We start from the raw sequence: 19,855 nt of genomic DNA, 5'->3' as shown, positions 1-19,855 counted from the left end.
CGTTTTATTTATGTGATGTACGTCACATTTTAAGAATGGTATAAACGGCTCAATGTTTCCCTTGAAACGCCTAAATATGAGGCTATTAATTGTTTAGGAACCACATTGTACAAAGTAGGGTACTGCGCCAGTAACTCTTCATAACGACGTTTTGCGTTGTTATTCATAAATGATAGCAGCCTTTTTTGAGCAGCTACATAGCCCTTGTTGGTACGCCAGCGAAAAAAATGCTCGCTTGCGTGAATTTCATTACAAAGCTTTTCGCGGTCTTGGCCGGTGAGGCAAAGTACTTCGGCATCGGTAATACAATCCAGGCTAATTGTAGCGCGTTCACCACTGTAAAGCGCGTTATAATCTGAAGCCCACCAGGTAGGCATGGCAAACTGCAGGATGAACATTTTCATGTCGTCGTTAATAAAAAATGACTTCAGATAGCCCGAAAGTACAAAATACTCACAGTCTACTTTATCACCTTCCCCGATTATAGTTTGCCCTTTTTTAAATGTTTTGTAGGTAAAATGCGAAAAGAAATAATCAAACTGCTCGTCGGTCAGCGAGGCGGTTTTGCCTACGTGCTCTTTTAAAATTTCTTTTGGCTGCATGGGATATAAATTAACTGCAAAAAAACTTTATTTGGATAAGAAAGTCAATGTTTAGCTTTCCCGCATTTCCGCTTATTTTGATCTTAGTATAAAGTTAAAGCAATTCATGAGGGATTAATATGATTCCGGAAGTAATAAATTTACGTTTTACTATGGAATGAAAAAATTGAACGATATTTTGTTGCTTGGCGACGAGCGCCTTTACCAGGTTTGCCCGCCGGTATTACCAGACGAATTGCCGCTGGTAAGCGGTTGGGTTGAGGACTTGCACCATGTAATGCAGGAGGTCAGGCTAAAATACAACTTTGGCCGGGCTATCGCTGCTCCCCAACTGGGCATTATGAAGCGCCTCGTTTACATGAATATTGATAAACCGATAGTTTTTATCAACCCCGAAATACAGGCCGCCAGTGATGAACTTTTTGAACTTTGGGACGATTGCATGAGCTTTCCTAACCTGCTGGTAAAAGTTAAAAGACACAAAACTATCACGGTAAATTATCTCGACGAAAACTGGCAGCAACAACAGTGGATCATGACCGATGCACTGTCTGAATTGATGCAGCACGAGCATGATCATTTAAATGGTATTTTATGTACCATGCGGGCTATTGACAGCATGTCGTTTAAATGGCGGTTATAATCTGATTCATGAAACAATTTATAGCACATATTACGGTAGTTGTAGGTAACTACGACGAAGCAATTCAATTTTACACGGAGAAATTGAATTTCGACTTAATTGAAGATACCCTGATCAATGAAAATAAAAGATGGGTGTTGGTAAGGCCAAAGGGTTCATTCGAATGTAGCTTGCTGTTAGCAAAGGCTGTAGGGACAGAACAAGAACTAATGATAGGACGGCAAACAGGTGGCCGTGTATTCCTTTTTTTAAGGACCGATGATTTTTGGCGGGACTACCATGCGATGAAGAACGAGAACATAGAATTCGTTCGTGAACCCCAGGTTGAATCATATGGCACAGTTGCCGTTTTTAAAGATCCCTTTGGTAATTTATGGGATTTGCTGGGTTGAAGAACTGCCTAAATAAAAATTAAAACACCTGTAACGTATAGGGGTAAAGTGTGGTCATAGTTGTATCACCATTAAAACCCCATTTATGAAAAAATATATTGTACTCCTTCTGCTTGCCGGGCAAACTGCTGTGGCGGCAGCGCAGAATGGCGATAGCCGTTCATTATACCTCACCAGGTCATTAGCCAATGATGCTATTACCAGTGCTGTAGTACGGACATCAGCCGGTGGTATTGTTGTTAGCGGGCAAGCCGGACAGGCTCCGCGTGTTGAAGTTTACATCAAAGGCAATAATAACAGTGAGCTTTCAAAAGAAGAGATCAAAAAACGCCTTGATAAGGATTATACCCTCGATATTTCTGTTAGCGGGCATGAAGTTAGGGCCATTGCCAAAAGCAAGCGTCAAAACTTTTTTAACTGGAGAAGCTCATTGAGCATCTCATTCCGCATTTATGTACCGCAGCAATGCTCAACCGACCTGGAAACCAGTGGCGGCGGTATTGGTCTTGATAATTTAAAAGGCAACGAAAAGTTTAGCACCAGCGGCGGCGGTTTAACTATCGACAGGCTTTACGGTACCATCCGCGGTAATACTTCGGGCGGCGGCATTCATGTTTCCAATTCGGGCGATGACATCTCGCTCGAAACCAGCGGCGGCGGTATCGAAGCCAAAAACTGTAACGGCAGGATCAGGCTTGAAACCAGTGGCGGCGGTATAACTTTAGAAAACTTAAAGGGAAATATTAACGCCGAAACCAGTGGTGGCGGTGTTAACGGCAATAATATCAGCGGTGAGCTCATCACCAGTACTTCCGGCGGGAGCATTGATCTTAAACGCATGGCAGGGAGTATTAGCGCGCAAACCAGCGGCGGCGGTCTGTACGCCCAAATGCTAAAAGTTGGCAAATATCTTAAACTGGAATCAAGCGCCGGTAATGTTGATATCGAACTTCCGCAAAACCAGGGCTATGACCTCGATCTGCGGGGTGAAGGTGTATCTCCATCATCGGTTGCCAAATTTAGCGGGCAATGGGAAAAAGAACGGGTTAGCGGCAAATACAATGGCGGCGGCATCCCGGTTAGCGCAGAGGCATCTGGAGGGAGTGTTAATATTAAATTCAGGTAAGCATTTAATAATTAAGCAATAAAAAGAAAAGCTCCGGGTTTGTGATCCGGAGCTTTTCTTTTTTCTATCCCTTGTTGGTGTTCCGCCCGTTTATCAATGCCATTAATCCCCAAACCGGCCCTATGGCCAGTAGCATATAAATATATCGCGCGTTTTCGGCCGTTCGTAAAGCCGCGATCAGTTGAATACTTATAATAGTAATGGCAAAGCCTATGCAATTAACAATAGTTAGCGCGGTACCTTTTAATTGCTGATCGGCATTTTGAGCAACCAGAGTCGAAAATAACGGCGAATCGGCGATTGCAGCCGTACTCCAAACCAATAAAAACCCGATCATTGCCCCAGCCGAACCTGCAAACAAAAATAGCGGCGATACCAAACAGCAAGTACACGAAATTGTTAATGCCAGTACCGCCACATTTTTTACACCCTTGTATTTAGATATAATGCCGCTGGCCGCACAGGCCAGCGCCCCAGCCCCAATAATCAGAAACGATAACAACGGAACATTTAAATCGGCAGCTATGAACCTGGCGTTGTAAGTTGTTAACATTACCGGCACAAAAGCCCAAAAAGCATAAAGCTCCCACATATGACCAAAGTAGCCGAAGGCAGCAGCCCTGAACTGTCGGTTGCCAAAACTTTGTATAAACGCGGCTGGGTTCAGCGCCCGTGTGGGTTTTCTTGCCGCGCCATCCGGTACAAGCAATACCATAGCACATCCACCCAAAGCGGCTAATGCCGAAGTTGACAATATAACATAGCGCCATGGCAATGCCCCCATTAAACTTTTAAGCAGGTGCGGAAATGATGTGCCTAATACCAAAGCCCCAACCAAAAATCCCAACGCTTTGCCTAATCCCTGCGGATAATGATCTGAGGCTATTTTCATTCCTACCGGATAAATCCCGGCCAGGAAAAAACCTGTGGAATATCTTAGTATCAGTATTGTAGCAGCACCTGTACCCGACAGGCACGCCAATGCGTTGATAAAAGCAGCAATAAGCGCGCAGATAAAAAACACCCGCACCGGCGAAAATCTGTCGGCAATGCTAAGGATAGCAAAAACGAGAGTGCCGGTAATAAAGCCAAGCTGAACCGCGCTTGTTAAGTAAGCCAGATAAGACGGTTCAAGCTGCAATTGTTTGGCCATATCGCTCATAACAGCATTGCCTGCAAACCACAATGAAGTGCAAAAAAACTGGGAAAATACAATTACCGGGAGTATACGTTTCATTTGATTTGGAAATACCCTTATAATGGAGGATATTAAAAGCCCACAATAATAGTTATAAACCGTGTTTTTAGAAATATAAGAACTGTTTTTGTCAGGGGGCGTTTAATCATCGACACATGGCACCTGCAGAGCCAATATATTTTGATTTGACCTGTCGATAAACACGATGCTCCTATGGAGTAAATAGCCGAGGCTGTAAAACACCGGAGGAGTATCGTGTTTATAGCAAAATCATCTTAAACAACTAAAGGCTCCGTAGATGCCTCGTATTTAAATGTGATATGATTTCCATTTTTATTTTACGTTATGTTGCTTTTAGAAAAATATGTATCTTGAATTTCAAACCTACCCTAACCTTTCGCCACTATCAATGGATAAACAACAAATTACCGAGCAGATAAAATGGATGATAGCTGATGGTAATACCGACCATGAAATTGAGGCTTTGTTGATTGGAGAGGGTGTTACACGTGCCGAAGCAAAGCGTGCTCTTGCTATAATCAAACATGAATTGTTTCCAGACGAATGCCCTGAATTTATTGAGCCCGATAAACGTCGTAATTATTGGTGGTCTGTTTTATTAACCCTTGCTGCTATCTTTACGCTGGGTACTTTATACTACCATCATCAGCATGAATTAAACACCGCCGAAAGAGAAATAACCCCAGCCGATATGATCCTGCTTATAAAAGCAGGGCCGGGCGTTTATACTACCGAACTCAATAAAATCAACAGCGGATGGGTTTTTGACCAGGATAAAGACAGATGGGAAAATAAGAAACGAAAAACAGCCCTTGCCATCAGGATGGAACAACTCCTGTACATGTGTCCTGTGTTGCACGATCATTCATTCCAGGACTATCTTGAAAGTCACGACTTCAGGGACATAATTTATGGAAAACCCGGAAGCAAGATTTACCAAAACAACGAGTTTATGTTTACTATTCAAACCAATGGAGCCTACACAATGATCTCGCTGGCCAACCGGTAAATTGCGCCATTGCTTCTAAACGTATCTTTTTTGATCGATTGTAAAAAGTCAAATTTTTTAGCTGGCGCTTCATAACACCCTTTTTACAAAACGCCCAAATTTAAACCTTGTTAATCCCCGGTTAACAAGGTCTGCTTGTTTGTCAATAGCAAAAAGCTGAAAACCAGCTAAAAGCAGCGTAAATAAGAAAAACAATATTGATTTTAATTAATAGATAAGTTAACCCTATATTTATTTCCTGATAATAAAACAACCGTTGCTTTGCACCAATTATCGCCCTACTATCTCAACTTGGGCATCTATTAAAACAGGGTTTGTCATTAATTAAAACTATGAAAAAAAACTACAGATTTATTTTAAGGCTCTTTTTTGAAAAAAGTAAAACGATTTGTCTTTTCCTGCTGATGTTTATAGCCTCGTCAGCGGTTTTTGCACAGGACGGCACCATAAAAGGTACCGTTACCGATGAAAGTAATCTTCCTTTACCCGGTGTAGTGGTAACCGTAAAAAGTTCGGGAAGATCAACTTCAACCAACGCTAACGGTGGCTATACCGTAAAAACAAGCGGCGCCGGCGATGTCCTTAAATTTACCTTTTTAGGCTCGGTACCAAAGGAGGTTACTATTGGCGAAAAGAACACGGTGAATGTTACTATGGTTACCGATACCAAACAACTTAAAGATGTTGTAGTTATCGGTTATGGTACCGCAAGCCGCAAGGATGTAACAGGCGCTATTACTTCGGTTAAAGCCGAAGATTTTAATGCCGGTGTATTAACCACTCCTGCCGAACTATTGCAGGGTAAGGTAGCCGGTTTAAATATTACCAAAAGCGGTGACCCTAACAAACAGCCTGCTACCATTTTAAGGGGGCCCTCAACTTTACGTGAAGGTGCAGCTCAGCAACCTTTTTATGTAATTGATGGGGTGCCGGGTGCTTCTATCGATCTTTTGGCCCCCGCCGATATCGAAAGCATCGACGTGCTGAAAGACGCATCGTCGACAGCTATTTACGGTTCACGTGCTGCCAACGGTGTAATCATTGTTACTACCCGCAGGGCCAAAGCCGGTCAAACAAGGTTAACTTACAGTGCTTATGGCGCCGTTGAGAACGTGTCAAAAAACATTGATGTACTTACCGGCGACGAGCTGCGTAAATATTTAACAGACAACGGTGTGCCTAAATTAAGCGCTGCTGATGACGATGGTTCAAATACCAATTGGCAAAAACTGGCCGAGCGTACGGGTTATTCACAAAACCATAATCTTTCATATGGCGGCGCCGGCACCAATTCGGAGTATGGTGCAAGCGTAAACTACATGAAAAACAATGGTATATTGAGAAATACCAGCCTGGAACGTACTATTTATAAAGGTTATATCAACCAGCGGTTTTTTAATGATCGTTTAAAATTGGGTATCACACTTACCAACAGTGCTACCAAAAACAACGATATCTTCCAAAGCCAGGTGTTATCGGGTATTTTATTCTACCTGCCAACGGTTAGTCCTTTTAACCCGGATGGTACCTATAAAGAAAATTATACCCGTACAGGTAGCGGTCCTTTGAACCCGTTATCATTAATAAATAACAACTTTACCAAAACAGAGAACAACAAAACATTGATCAATGGTTTTGCCTCTGTTGACATCCTGAAAGGTTTAAAATTTACCATATCGGGATCAACCCAAAAAGAACAGAATAACGTTAATACCTATTCTACCAGCCAATCTGGTATCTATGTTAATCAAAATGGAGTGGCCGTACGCAGTGCTTACACCAATACCAGCAACGTAGTTGAGGCCTATTTTAACTACGATCGCGTATTCGGTAAGCATTCATTGAAATTGTTAGGTGGTTACTCTTATCAGCAAGACCGTAATAACGATGGTTTTGGTGTGCAAACACAAAACTTTTCAAATGATGCTTTAACATACAACTACCTGGCGCTGTCAAACCCAACGCAGCTTTCGCAAATTGTGTTCAACCCTAACTATATTTCTACGTTGAGGTTCGTATCGTTCTATGCCCGTGGCCAGTATGAATTTTCGGATAAATACTTGTTACAGGCTTCGTTAAGGGAAGACGGTTCATCGGCATTTGGTATTAACCAGCGCCATGGTTACTTCCCGGCGGCTTCTGCGGGTTGGAAAATCATTAACGAAGATTTCATGAAATCGGTTCCGGTTATCAGCGACCTGAAATTAAGGGCTGGTTACGGTGTATCTGGTAACAGCTTAGGTTTTGATGCCTTTACTGCAAGGTTAATTTACGGTGTGCCGCCGGGCGGCGGTAAATTCCTGAGCAATGGTAACATTATTAATCCCATTGGCCCGGTACGTAATGATAACCCTGATTTGAAATGGGAAAGTACTGCTACCACCAACATCGGTTTGGACTTTGGTTTGTTCAACAACCGCTTAACCGGCTCGGTAGATTATTATATCAAAAAAACATCCGACCTGATCTATACCTACCCGGTATCAACCACGCTTTACTTCTATCCGTTTTACACTGCTAACGTAGGTAAAATCAAAAACAGCGGTATCGAGGTTGTTTTAAATGCGGTACCTGTAAAATCACAGGCTTTTACATGGCGTACTTCATTCAACGTTTCGCATAATAAAAACGTTGTACAAAGCTTATCGAACAGCCAGTTCGGTCTTAACTTTATACAAACCGCGCAGTTAGGCGGTAAAGGCCAGTCGGGCAATTATAGTCAGATCATACAACCTGGTTATGCTATCGGCACATTTGACCTGTGGCACTATATGGGTAAAAACGCCAATGGTGTAAGTACCTATCAAAAAGCCGACGGATCGGTAATAGCAACCCAGCCTTTAACTTCTGATCAGTTTATTAAATATGATGCGCAGCCTAAATTGGTTTACGGCTGGAGCAACAGTTTCTTTTATAAAGGCTTCGACTTAAACTTCCTGGTGCGTGGTGTTTATGGTAACAAGATCCTTAACGCCACCCTTGCTTCATTGAATAACCCTGCGGATTCAAAACTGCAGAACATCCCAAGGTTTACCTTGGGCGAATCATTTAAGGATGTCAATGCCTACCTGATCTCTGACCGTTTCCTTGAAAGCGGCTCATACCTGCGTTTGGATAACGCTACTTTGGGTTATACCGTTAAGCCACACATCCAGGCCATAAAAAGCCTGCGTTTTTATGCATCGGGCAATAATATTTTTATCATCACCAAATACCGTGGTGTTGATCCCGAAGTTAATATCGGCGGCTTAACCCCGGGTATCGATAACCGCGATTTCTATCCTAAAACACGCACGTTCAGCTTAGGTATAACCGCATCATTCTAAAAAACCTCAGAAAGACAAAAGATGAAAAAGACATTTTTTATATGTGCCGCTATTGCTGTGATCATGAGCACATATTCATGTACAAAATTAGATGTACCTGTTGAATCACAATATGTAAAGTCAAATTTCCCTGTTACTGATGCTGATTATACGGCATTACTGGGTACCATTTATTCAAACCTGTCGTCAAGTTACGCAGTACCATACTGGCGCATGCAGGATATGTCAACCGATGAGGCTATCCTGCCTGCCCGAGATGGCAACTTTGACGATGGCGGGCAGTACCGTCAGTTGCACTACCACACCTGGACCTTTGACCACCCTAATGTCATAGGCGTATGGCAATGGGGCTTTGGCGGTATCAATACCTGTAATCGTATTATCAGCGTTATAAATAACTCACCATCGTCAGCAACAAAAAAAGCGTCGTCAACTGCCGAGGTTAAAGCAATGCGCGCCTTATACCTTTATTTCATGATGGACCTGTATGGAAACGTTCCTATCATCACCGACTTCCCTGTGACTACGCAACCTACCAATCAGCCACGCGCTAAAGTGTATGAGTTTATTGAAAGCGAATTAAAATCCGTTTTACCGTTATTACCCGCAAAAAGCAGCAACGGCCCAACAAACGTAGCACAATACGGCCGTCCAACAAAGGGTATGGTGTTTGCCTTGCTCGCAAAAATGTACCTAAACTCGGGTGTATACACGGGTACCACCCGTTACCAGGAAACCGTTGCCATGTGCGATAGCGTGCAGGCCAACACCAATTATTTCCTGGATGCAAAATACCGCGATATATTTTTGCCAACCAACGGCGCTCAAGTCAATGAAACTATTTTCGCTGTTCCTTATGATCAGCAAATTCCGGGCAACCAGTTTACCCGTTTTGGTTTCTTTTATTACCTGGCGCAAGCATACGGCTTTAACGTAGGCTTAAGTATTGCCATGAGCACCACACCTGAGTTCTATAACCGCTTTAACATTCCCGGCGATGACCGTACCAAAACATGGCTTGCGGGACCGCAATATTATCCTGATGGCAATGGCGGCTTCACCAATCAACCTGTCTATTACCCGGCTCCGAATGCAACCAAACAAATTAACATTATCCCAACACTAACCCTTACCGGCTTAAAACCAATGGATTTGGGTAATGATGTGACAACCTCGCAATCGGAAGGTGTACGTTCAATTAAATACTATCCTGATGTTAACATCATCCAGGCTACCCGTTTAAACAGTAACGATGTACCGGTATTCCGTTTGGCCGATATTTACCTGATGAAAGCTGAAGCCATATTACGTGGTGCTGCCCCTACTACCATAAATGGTGACGCACAAACTCCGCTTACTTTGGTAAACAAACTACGCAGCCGTGCCCACGCGGAGCTTGCTACATCAATTGATTTGGATGGTTTGCTGGATGAGCGCGCGCGTGAGCTTTCATGGGAAGCATGGCGCCGTAATGACCTGATCCGTTATGGCTTATTCGAGAAAGAATATCCACTACCGGTTATGGGCGGCAAAACGGACGACCTGAAAATGAACACCGATCCGACCCGTAGGTTATATCCGATTCCATCAACCGAATTAAAAACCAACCCTAACCTGAAACAGAACCCGGGTTATTAATTAGTAACATTTTTTATACAAGCGCAAAAGGCAGGCCTTTTGCGCTTGTTTTGTTAAACCAATAATATATTTACCAAAATGAAACTTACAGGCGGATTAATTGGGGGCATTATTCTTTCAGCATCTGCGCTATTGAGCAATCCAGGCGACCAGAAAATGAACCATTTCCAGGTAATAGGCTCGCACAATAGCTATAAACAAGCCATCAACCCTAAGCTGTTCCGTTTTTTGCAACAGCGCGATTCGGTTGGTATGAGCAAGATCGATTATGAGCACATCAGTCTTACCGACCAGCTTAATTTAGGTTTAAACGCTTTGGAAATTGACGTTTATGCTGATACCAAAGGGGGCAAATATGCGCACCCTAAAGGGTTGGATTGGGTACCGGGCCAGCCAGCTTTTGACACAAAAGGTGTAATGAAGGAGCCCGGCTTTAAAGTATTCCACATTGAGGATATTGACTTCCGCAGCAATTGCGCAACTTTTAAGCTTTGCCTGCAGGAGTTGAAGAAATGGAGTGATGAACATCCTGATCATAATCCCATTTACATTACCATGAATGCTAAAGACGAGCCGTCAAAAAAACCGGGCTTTACTGTTCCTGAAAAATTTACAGCTAAAACCTTCAATAACCTGGACAAAGAAATTTTAGACAACCTCGGCAAGCAATATCTAATTATCCCTGATGATGTACGCGGTACTTACAAAACCCTTGAAGCTGCCGTATTGCATAATAACTGGCCAACGCTAAAAGCAGCCAAAGGGAAGTTCATTTTTATTCTTGATGAAAAAGGCGAAAAAAGAGCCGCCTATATCGCCGGTCACCCGTCGTTAAAAGGCCGTGTATTGTTTGCCGATGCATTGCCAGGCACACCTGAAGCCGCCATTCACATTATGAATGATGCTAAAAAGGACCTGGCAGCCATTCAAAAACTGGTTAAGAAAGGTTACATTATCCGTACCCGTGCCGACTCGGATACAGAAGAAGCCCGCGCAAATGATATGAGCTCGTTTATAGCAGCGCAAAAATCAGGTGCACAGATCATCAGCACCGATTATTATAAAAAAAGTACCCATTTTAAATCTGATTATGTGATCAGTTTTGCAGGCGGCAATTATTTTAAACCCGATCCGCTGTTTAAAACCAACGCTTCTGTTTCGGTGGGTAACTAAAACACATCACTATAAAATAATAGAGGCCGGTATTAAAACTACGGGCCTCTTTTTGTTACCAGCCGGCATTGATATTAAACTGTGGCGGTGCTTGTTGTTGGGTCAATGATGGCTTTAACTTCGGCAATGCTGGTTACCGGAAAGCCTCCTTTCATGGCATGTTCGCGAATAACATCTTCACTTTCGGCAATGTGGATGCAATAGATCTTATCAGCCGTAACAAACGATTGGATCCAATGGTATGGCTTTCCCAATTCATTTACAACCGAACACGATGCCTGTGAAATAGCCTGTAATTCCTCGGCCGATAGGTTACCGGCGCCGGGCAGCTCCCTTTCAATTACAAATTTTTTCATAAAATATGATTTAATAAAGGTTAAATATTACGTTCAACAGCAACGCTAAATCAACAGGTGTAATTGGCAGAAATGGAAAATAAAACGCTGCTAAACAAGTAGCAACATTTTATAAATCAAAGCTATAGAATAAATAAGCAATAACACAGTTTCGGCGTATTTAATTTTTTACGAGGTAGGAGTGTTCAGAAAAAAAAGGAACCCCGCCTGATCTTACGTCACGCGGGGTTCCTTTTTAATTCAAACGCTTTTTATTTTTAAGATTTAGCCTTGCTGCGGCCACGGGCAGCGATTTTAAGCCTACGCCGTTTAAGGGAGATCTGTGTGTTTTGCTTCCTGTTTTCGGCAACGTACTGATAGTAGGTGTTTAAGATCTCTTTATAGGAGATTTGCCCGGCTATGGTATTTCCAGTGGCAATAACGGGAAGCACCTCTACCGATTCTTCGGCCATGATCTCCACAACGCGTTTCAGCGGATCATTGCTCTTCACGGCCTGTTTACTTGCCTTGGTTATATTACTTATGGTGAGTTCGGCAGAAATACTATGGTTATAAATGTCGGTCAGGCTAACCATGCCTGCATAGCTTCCATCATTATTAATCACTATAAAAAAACTTTGGGTAATATTATTTCCGGTAAGCCAGGCCCTGGTTTCGGCTATGGTACTATCGCTTTTTAAGGTTTCACCAACTTCATTATTAACGTCGGCAACAGTCAATACCTGTAACAAATCAGGTTCGTATGAATCAGGGGTGTATACCCCACGGCGGGCAATTTTTTCGGTCATGATGGTATTTTCCATCAGGAAGAATGAAACCAGGAATGATGCTGTACAGGCACCAAGCAAAGGCAGTAATGCATGCGATTGCATAGTGGCCTCCAGCGCGAAGGTGATACTGGTTAAATAAGCCCTTGAAGCGCCTGCAAACATAGCGGCCATACCAATAAGCGCAGCTATTGGAACACTTATGCCCGCATCAGGAAATACCAGGTGTACCAGTGTGCCAAAAGCTGCACCTGCCGCGCCGCCAATGGTTAACAAAGGAGCCAGCGTACCGCCCGAAGTACCGCTGCCCAGGGCTATAGCCCATGAAAGAAATTTGAATAAACACAAACGCACAATTAGCATCAATGATAATGTGCCCGAAAGAATAGTGATAATATTATCATATCCTACACCAAGGGTGTGCGGCGCAAAATAACCTATCAGGCCTACCGCCAGGCCACCAATTGCAGGCCACCACATCCAATGGATAGGCAGTTTTTCAAAGCTATCTTCAATAAAATAAACTATTTTGGTAAGCCCCAATGATATAAAGCCAATGACCAGGCCAATGATACTGTAAATAGCCTGGGCCGTATTTGAAGGTGTATCTACATCAGGCATCGGGAATACAGGCCCGGCTTCAAATAACAGATGATGCCCGGCTGCTCCGGTGATACAAGCTAATGCCACCGGTAATATGGCCCGGGGCGAAAACTCGAACAGCAACAGCTCAATAGCTAAAAACACCGCTGCTATGGGTGTGCCAAATATGGCCGACATACCCGCTGTTGCTCCTGCTGCCAAAATAATTTTACGCTCGTTGGGCGATATTTTGAATAACTGGCCAAAGGTTGAACCAAGTGCCCCGCCGGTTGCAATAATAGGCCCCTCGGCGCCAAATGGCCCGCCGGTACCTATGGCTATGGCCGATGATACGGGTTTCAGAAAAGTTATAATCGGTTTTATTTTGCTTTTATTTACCAGGATCTGCTCCATTGCCTCAGGTATGCCATGCCCCCTGATCGCCTTGGAGCCATACAGGGCCATAATGCCTACTATAATGCCGCCTATAGCCGGTATAACAATTACCCATAAACCCAAATGGTTATTGGCCGGGCTGTGAAAGCCGGCATCCAGCGTTCCGTAAAATGAGATATTGGTAACGATATTAATAAGATAGATAAGGCCTTTGGCTATTACGCTGATAAGGCCGGCAATAAGTATACAAAGTGCCGATATAAAGATCAGCCTTGTTTTCATTTGTCGGGCGCCTTTTAAACCGGATTTAAAATTGTAAAGATCATTTAATGAAGGTGAAACCGGGATAGCGTTCTGTTTTGTTTCCATGTTTTGATTAGTCCCGTTCCGTTTTAGGGGACTGTATTATTTTTCTTGCAAAGGTAATACTTAAAGCAGCATAAATAAATTTTATTTTCAATTTTATATTGCACATGCAATGTTTTTATTTAACATTTGCTTAGTTTTTAATAAAAATCATTGCACAAACAATAGTTATGAAAATTACCAGTATTATTCTTTCTGTTTTAGGTGCTGCAAGCATCATTGCCGGATTGTTGCTATTCAGGAACCTGAATACCGTTAACCCTTTCGATTCCCATCCATGGAGCATTAACATCAATGGCATCCGCTCATTTCCATGGCCTGTTTTTGGCGGTGCGGTATTGTTAAGTTTGGGAGTTATTTTTAACATGGCTACCTGGGAACAGCCAAAAGGCCGCCGCTTTTAATAAATTAGCATGTTTTTATAACAGTACCGGCTTAAATACACATCAATAAATGGCGAAAAACAAAGATAAATGCGATTTGGGGACTTGCTTTTTATGTACACACTGCCTGCCCGACTGGATCCCGGCAATCAGCGCCGCCAGGAAAAATATCGTTGTAAAAAAGGGGCAGCAGATCTTTAAAGAAGGTGATCCCGTTACCGGCATTTACTTTGTTTATTCGGGCACGGTAAAGGTTCATAAAAAGTGGGATAAGGAAAAAGAGCTCATTCTCCGTTTTGCCCGCGAAGGCGATATTGTTGGGCACCTCGGGTTGGGTAACACAGAGTTTTACCCGGTTTCGGCCACAGCCATTGAGGCAGGTATAATTTGCTATATCGAAATGCCCTTTTTTGAAAGTACACTGCAGGTTAATAATAACTTTGTTATTAAGCTGATGCGCTTCTTTGCCAACGAATTGCAGGAATCCGAAAAACGGATGCGCAACCTGGCACACATGCCGGTTAAAGGCCGCGTAGCCCAGGCTTTTATTTCGCTCAAAAACAAATTCGGACTTAACGAAGATGGTTTTATCAATATTGAACTTACCCGGCAGGACCTGGCCTCATTTACAGGCGCAGCTTATGAATCACTCTTTCGCACCATTAATGATTTTATCGATGAGGAGATCATCGAAATATCAGGCAAAAGCATCCGCATAAAAAATGAAGCCACATTGCTGAAACTGACGGAAGAGGAGCAGCAGGCCGGATAGGCTGTCTGAAAAAACCTGACACCACTCAAATATGGAACATTATTTTGAGCAATATAATCCTTCCCGGTAAGGTGTACGAACTGGCAGTTAATGTATTGGCTGATAAGTAAAGCGTGTTATAAGTTTTTACGTTCAGAAAATTAGCAGCGCTCAGCTCCAGGTCGGTCTTCCATTTTTCGACCCTGAATTTTGCCGAAGCATCTGCAAAAAAGTATTTGAGATCAGGATTGCCCTGCTGGCGGGTAAAGTAATGCTCGCCTGATAATTTGAACTGCAAATAGGTTACAGGGTTATAGTTTACCGATGCTTGCTGAAGCAACTGGTTAATATGATAAGCCGATGCCTCCACAGCAGAATGACTTTGGATTTGAGTAAATATAACTTTATAGCTAAAGTTTACCTGCTCATTCACTTTGGTATCAGCACCGGCATTTATAGTTCTGGAAATGGTATTGAAAGGCAGCAGCGCGTTATTCTGGATCTGCACCGACTTATTACTTTGCCATTGCACGCCGCCGCTGAAAGTGGTTTTTAATGCAAAGGAATATTTGCTGACAGTGCCGTTCACCGTCCATGAATCGGTACTGTTGGAATATGGCAACACTACACGCTGCCGCAGGGTGTTGGTGATTACTTCCGAAGCGATATTATTGGAAGCGATATGGTTATAAAGCATGTTCAGGCTCGCGAAAAACAAGGTTAGCGCCTTGCGGTAGTTAAACCCAAGGGCCACCAGTTGGTTTTGCCGTTCGGTAAGGCCGGCGTTATTGGCATAAAGTGTCCGGTAATCCTTCAGGATATAGCCCTGGTACATATCTTCTATGGTACCCGCCTCGTTGCGGTAGCTGTAAAGCAAATTCAGGTAGTTCTCCATCCCGGTTTGATATTTTACCTTTAGCTGCGGATTGAAATATAACCTGGTTAAACCCTTACGCAGGGCATACAGGCTATCCGAATAATTGATCTGCTGCAGGCTTAACGGCAAGGTAAGGTTCACTTTGAGGATGCTGCCCGGGAGATCGTAAGCCGCTTCGGCATACAGTTTTTTCCTGGCCCAGTTTAAATGGTTGATGGAACTTTCTGATTCAAGGTTAACCGTGTTATCTGCCCGTACAACTTTTAGATCGGAGTTTAACTTTTGTGATTGAACGCTGAACCCTGTTCTGAAACTTTGCGTGATAAGGTTCGACGGTATTTTGAAAGAGATATAGTTATTGGTATACCACGCAGGTACATTTACATTTTGCACCAACTGTGCATAGGGGACATTATTGTTAAATATTGAATTGTTATAGTCAGGCCCAATTGTCCTGCTCTCGGGCTCAGTCGAATGACTGATATAGGAGTAAGCCTGGATAATGTTGTTTGATCTTAAGGATTTGATCAGGTTAAATTCATTAGAAAAATTCAGCGCGTTATCTTTAAATACCTGGTTTACCATGCCGCCGTTTGTATTCAGGTCTGAGTAATTGGTGGACCGGTTGTTATCCATCAGCAACACATCGTTCAGGTAATATTTATCCTGGTTAATGTTCAGCGTAAACTGGGTATGCAATATGTCGGGGCGGAAGCGGTTACGTTGAGTTTCATTATAGCGTACCGTATCGCCGGGTAAAAAGATGGTGGTGTGCTGGCTGTAGTCCTGCCGCCGGGCATCGCGCAAATAGTAAGCATTGATCTTCATCTGCACATTCTTTTTAAAATTGACCAGGTTATTGAGATTGAGGATCCCCGAGCGATTGAATAAATACCGGTTACGTGATAAAGCCGGGTCATTCACCGAACCAAGCGATAACATGGTGGCCGGCACATCGTTATCGATCCGCTGCATATAATCGGCAAAATTGTGCGATACCAGGTCCTGTTGCAGGTCGTTACCTGTGTTATTGCCTTTAAGGTAATTAATGGCCTTGTACTTATCCTTAAACATCATGGCGTTCAAATCCACATCATAATTGCCAGGAAGGCCAGCGCCGATGCTCTCCTGCCCAACCATCTGTAATTTAGCGCCTTTTTTGAAGCTGAGGTTTAGCGCCACATCATCGCTCACTACTTTATTTTGGAGCACTTTAACGGGCTGGTGGTTCTGGATCACCTGCACCTGGTCTACCACCTCCTGGGGAATGGTAGTGGTAGCGATATTATATTTATCGTCCAGCAGGTTATCACCACCGATGTACAGGTTGGAGATCGGCTTATTATTATAGCTGATCCTGCCATCAGCGGCAACCGTTATACCCGGCAGTTTTTTGATCACATCGCCAATAACCCTGTCCTGCCCACTGCTGAAATCAGATACTTTATAGCTTAGGGTATCACCGTTTGTCCGCAACACCGGCCGGCTGCTTTTAATCACTACGGCCTGTAATTGGTTGATGGAAACAGACAAAGTGAAATCAACGGGGGCCTGCAAATCCGTAATGCCCCTGCTTTGGTTTTTATAGCCAATGCAGCGTACCTCGACCAGCAGGCCGCTCACGGGCGTATCTGCCGGGACCGGCAAAATGTAGGCGCCTTTGGTATCGGTAATGGTATAGTTTATAATGTTATTAGTGGCCGCGTTTTTGAGGTTAATGGTGGCATAAGGCACCGGTTTCCCGGTGCTGTCTTTCACTGTGCCCTTAATACTTTGACCAAAGCCGTAAGCCGAAAATAGTAACCCTATAACCAGCAACCATACTGACTTTATAATCCAGCTCATTTCTTTTCAGGCAATTCTATCGGGTTATTGATCACCGGCTGCGGCCCGATCCTAATATCGATTTTTGGGGCTGGCCTGCCCTGACTTGCCGCCTGCGCAGCCGCCATTGACTGGGCAAAGGCATTCGGATCTTTACGCATGGCCTCCTGCAATTTGGAAAACTCTTTTTCAGTAGTTTTGATGGCATTGGTAGGGAGTTGGATGATATTAGGATCGCCAACCTGGTCGTCCATGCCTATTATCACGGCCATCCGTCCCTGGTTATCCGGGGCCGGGCCGGTTGGCTGATCACTTTTTTGCGGAGAGATGACCGCTTTTTCAATCCCGTCAAACTTAAAATAGACTTCTTTTTTGGTATCATAAGCTTCCACAATCACTCCCGGCAGTCCATTAAGTTTCCAGGGGCCTATATGCAGCAGAAAATCAGGATTGAACCAGGCCGTATAGTCCCTTCCCTTAAAATGGCCTGTTGCTTTTTGGCAATGCAAGCCTCCAAACGTTGCTGTATCTCCGCTTATTTTCCACTCGATGGCGGGCATGGCATCTGTTATGAGATAGCTATTGAACAGCAGCGGTTCTTTCCTTGCCAGTTTTTTACCATTCGGAAACTGGTAATAGTCTGTACCCGAGCCTGATGACCTTCGTTGGATATTTACATGTCCGTCGGGTGAGTTGGCTGCCTGTTCCTGCACCTGTTTTTTGAATAGCGCATCCTGCAACTGCTTGTCATAACTTTTGTAAACCCCGGCATTTTTACCCACAATCAAAACCATGTTCTCGGTGTAGGGGTGCTCCCGGTTGGTGGTATCCCTGATGTGGGAAAACTTGTAGTGTACCAGCACTTGTGCGGTATCCGGTTTTTGTGCCCGGGCCATAATGGTGCATGATAAAAGGGCTGTGCACAATAGAAATCGCTTTTTCATAATTTGGATATTTTTAAGCAATAGTACTTTGCCCTTTAAATCCACCAAAAACTTTGGTATGAACAGCGTCTTCATTTCGGCGTAAAATGGATATTTGTTATTTGAGCTTCTGGTGAAAACAAATTGCCGGCGGCCTTAAGCCCGGATTTCAAAAATTGCCCGTTTAGCCGGCAATTCGCTATATTAACATCAATAATTTATGAATAAGCCGGGCTTAATATACTTTTGAAGAATGCACCGTATCAAGGTCAAACATATCATCGAGATACTGATCCACCTGGCGTTCTGGATAGGGGTTTACTATACCCTGAATTCGCTAACCAGCTCAACGGTCAAGATCCGGGTAAACCACAACGGAAAGATCATGGAAAGAAGTGAGGTAGACACCATTTTTCCGTATTCCCGCTTTACACTCGCGTTTTTGGCCCTGCTGTTTTACGGCAATATATTTTGGATCTTTAAAAAGGCGCTTCGGTATAAAAGCTTATTTGCAGGCATCGCTACTGCGGCAGGCTGGTTTATACTGGTCTTTTTGGCCAATTATATTTTGGTTGGCTCTAAATTGAGCAATAATCTGCCCATTGGGCCCCCGCCCCCTGGTTTTGAAGCAGGCAAGGATGGCCTTAATCACCTGGTACCAAATCATAACGCCTTTTTTGCAATAGGGAACTGGGTGCACATGCAGCTCACCATGCTACTTATTTTTTTAACTGCGGCCGGGCTTTCAATAGCCTATTTCTTTTTGAAAGAATGGGCCCGAACTGAACTGGTACGCAATCAGCTGGAGGCTTATCAACTGAGTACCGAGATCAAATTCCTTAAATCGCAGATCAATCCGCATTTCCTGTTTAATACACTCAATAACCTGTTTTCGATGGCACAGGAAAAGGGGAATGATGAGCTTGCCGACGGGATTTCCAAACTTTCGGGCATGATGCGCTACATGATCTATGACAGCAATGCAGGCGGCGTGCCGCTAAACAAAGAAATAGCATACCTGGAAGACTGCATTACCCTGAATAAGCTGCGTTATGCAGATGATGAGGTAAAAGTGATATTTGATCACCCTGCGCAGACGGGAACTGTCGTCGTCGCTCCGATGCTATTTATCCCTTTTGTTGAAAATGCCTTTAAGCACGGCGTTTCTATTGGGCAAACATCCGGGATAGATATTGCCATTGTGCTTGCAGACCATAAGCTGATCTTTACCTGTGTCAATACCAAATATAGCGCCATCAAAAAAATGGAGGATGAAAAAAGCGGCATCGGGCTCGAAAATGTAAAGCGGCGGCTCGATCTTTTGTACCCTGGCAAACATAACCTGCAGATCAATGAAGACCAGGGGAAATATATTGTTAAACTCGAAATTGACCTGGAATGATAACCTGCATTGCCATTGATGATGAGCCTAAGGCGCTTGAAGTGATAGAGCGCTATTGTCTTAAAACCAGCCTGGTTGATTTGAAAGCCACCTTTCGCGA

16 protein-coding genes are annotated in these 19,855 nt (G+C 43.6%); 10 read left to right on the top strand and 6 right to left on the bottom strand.

Features of this window, described 5'->3' with window-relative positions; genetic code table 11:
* Positions 1 to 29: 29 nt before the first annotated feature.
* Entirely contained in the window at positions 30 to 602 is a 573-nt protein-coding gene (locus tag DIU38_RS25890) for a Crp/Fnr family transcriptional regulator (protein WP_112655912.1), read from the bottom strand.
* Positions 603 to 759: 157 nt separating this feature from the next.
* Between DIU38_RS25890 and DIU38_RS25885 the strand changes: the two genes are divergently transcribed.
* The 3 genes from DIU38_RS25885 to DIU38_RS25875 all read left to right on the top strand — a co-directional run bounded on the left by DIU38_RS25885 (position 760) and on the right by DIU38_RS25875 (position 2,763).
* Complete coding sequence (locus DIU38_RS25885; protein ID WP_112655914.1) at positions 760 to 1,245, top strand: peptide deformylase; 486 nt, start codon at positions 760 to 762, stop codon at positions 1,243 to 1,245.
* Positions 1,246 to 1,253: 8 nt separating this feature from the next.
* Positions 1,254 to 1,637 carry a VOC family protein gene (locus DIU38_RS25880; protein ID WP_112655916.1) on the top strand — a complete coding sequence of 128 codons (384 nt, stop codon included), beginning with the start codon at positions 1,254 to 1,256 and terminating at the stop codon, positions 1,635 to 1,637.
* Positions 1,638 to 1,722: 85 nt separating this feature from the next.
* The gene (locus tag DIU38_RS25875) at positions 1,723 to 2,763 is read left to right on the top strand and encodes a DUF4097 family beta strand repeat-containing protein (RefSeq protein ID WP_112655918.1); all 1,041 of its coding nucleotides are present in this window, start codon (positions 1,723 to 1,725) and stop codon (positions 2,761 to 2,763) included.
* Positions 2,764 to 2,827: 64 nt separating this feature from the next.
* Here DIU38_RS25875 and DIU38_RS25870 read toward each other — a convergent pair whose 3' ends face one another.
* A complete protein-coding gene (locus DIU38_RS25870; RefSeq protein ID WP_112655920.1) occupies positions 2,828 to 4,000 on the bottom strand; it encodes an MFS transporter in 1,173 nt (390 codons plus the stop codon).
* A gap of 370 nt (positions 4,001 to 4,370) precedes the next feature.
* Between DIU38_RS25870 and DIU38_RS25865 the strand changes: the two genes are divergently transcribed.
* The 4 genes from DIU38_RS25865 (at position 4,371) to DIU38_RS25850 (ending at position 11,128) form a co-directional block, all read left to right on the top strand.
* Positions 4,371 to 4,991, top strand: coding sequence for a hypothetical protein (locus DIU38_RS25865; RefSeq protein ID WP_146752296.1), 621 nt, complete (start codon positions 4,371 to 4,373; stop codon positions 4,989 to 4,991).
* A 332-nt stretch (positions 4,992 to 5,323) separates the two neighbouring features.
* Positions 5,324 to 8,317: a SusC/RagA family TonB-linked outer membrane protein gene (locus tag DIU38_RS25860; protein ID WP_091173302.1), complete on the top strand. Its 2,994-nt coding sequence runs from the start codon at positions 5,324 to 5,326 to the stop codon at positions 8,315 to 8,317.
* 21 nt (positions 8,318 to 8,338) lie between these two features.
* The gene (locus DIU38_RS25855; protein ID WP_112655924.1) at positions 8,339 to 9,955 is read left to right on the top strand and encodes a RagB/SusD family nutrient uptake outer membrane protein; all 1,617 of its coding nucleotides are present in this window, start codon (positions 8,339 to 8,341) and stop codon (positions 9,953 to 9,955) included.
* Positions 9,956 to 10,033: 78 nt separating this feature from the next.
* Complete coding sequence (locus DIU38_RS25850; RefSeq protein WP_112655926.1) at positions 10,034 to 11,128, top strand: phosphatidylinositol-specific phospholipase C1-like protein; 1,095 nt, start codon at positions 10,034 to 10,036, stop codon at positions 11,126 to 11,128.
* A 74-nt stretch (positions 11,129 to 11,202) separates the two neighbouring features.
* On the opposite strand, the gene DIU38_RS25845 is transcribed toward DIU38_RS25850, so the two are convergent.
* Entirely contained in the window at positions 11,203 to 11,484 is a 282-nt protein-coding gene (locus DIU38_RS25845; protein WP_091173310.1) for a DUF4242 domain-containing protein, read from the bottom strand.
* A 257-nt stretch (positions 11,485 to 11,741) separates the two neighbouring features.
* Complete coding sequence (locus DIU38_RS25840; protein WP_112655928.1) at positions 11,742 to 13,598, bottom strand: chloride channel protein; 1,857 nt, start codon at positions 13,596 to 13,598, stop codon at positions 11,742 to 11,744.
* A gap of 167 nt (positions 13,599 to 13,765) precedes the next feature.
* Here DIU38_RS25840 and DIU38_RS25835 point away from each other — a divergent pair, with 167 nt between their 5' ends.
* Positions 13,766 to 13,999 (top strand): hypothetical protein, encoded by a 234-nt coding sequence (locus tag DIU38_RS25835; RefSeq protein ID WP_090533632.1) that lies wholly within the window; start codon positions 13,766 to 13,768, stop codon positions 13,997 to 13,999.
* Positions 14,000 to 14,048: 49 nt separating this feature from the next.
* Complete coding sequence (locus tag DIU38_RS25830) at positions 14,049 to 14,750, top strand: Crp/Fnr family transcriptional regulator (RefSeq protein ID WP_112655930.1); 702 nt, start codon at positions 14,049 to 14,051, stop codon at positions 14,748 to 14,750.
* A 25-nt stretch (positions 14,751 to 14,775) separates the two neighbouring features.
* On the opposite strand, the gene DIU38_RS25825 is transcribed toward DIU38_RS25830, so the two are convergent.
* Together DIU38_RS25825 and DIU38_RS25820 are read right to left on the bottom strand one after the other, a co-directional pair.
* Positions 14,776 to 17,451 carry a TonB-dependent receptor gene (locus DIU38_RS25825; RefSeq protein WP_112655932.1) on the bottom strand — a complete coding sequence of 892 codons (2,676 nt, stop codon included), beginning with the start codon at positions 17,449 to 17,451 and terminating at the stop codon, positions 14,776 to 14,778.
* Complete coding sequence (locus tag DIU38_RS25820; protein ID WP_167516285.1) at positions 17,448 to 18,374, bottom strand: GLPGLI family protein; 927 nt, start codon at positions 18,372 to 18,374, stop codon at positions 17,448 to 17,450. The genes DIU38_RS25825 and DIU38_RS25820 overlap by 4 nt, the downstream gene beginning before the upstream one ends.
* 232 nt (positions 18,375 to 18,606) lie before the next feature.
* Here DIU38_RS25820 and DIU38_RS25815 point away from each other — a divergent pair, with 232 nt between their 5' ends.
* The gene (locus tag DIU38_RS25815) at positions 18,607 to 19,755 is read left to right on the top strand and encodes a sensor histidine kinase (RefSeq protein ID WP_112655936.1); all 1,149 of its coding nucleotides are present in this window, start codon (positions 18,607 to 18,609) and stop codon (positions 19,753 to 19,755) included.
* The last annotated feature ends 100 nt before the right edge of the window (positions 19,756 to 19,855 follow it).

It is taken from the genome of Mucilaginibacter metallidurans (assembly GCF_003286435.2).
GTDB lineage: Bacteria > Bacteroidota > Bacteroidia > Sphingobacteriales > Sphingobacteriaceae > Mucilaginibacter > Mucilaginibacter gossypii.
The sequence above is the reverse complement of the archived record's forward strand: the minus strand, read 5'-3'. Positions and strand labels throughout refer to the sequence as shown.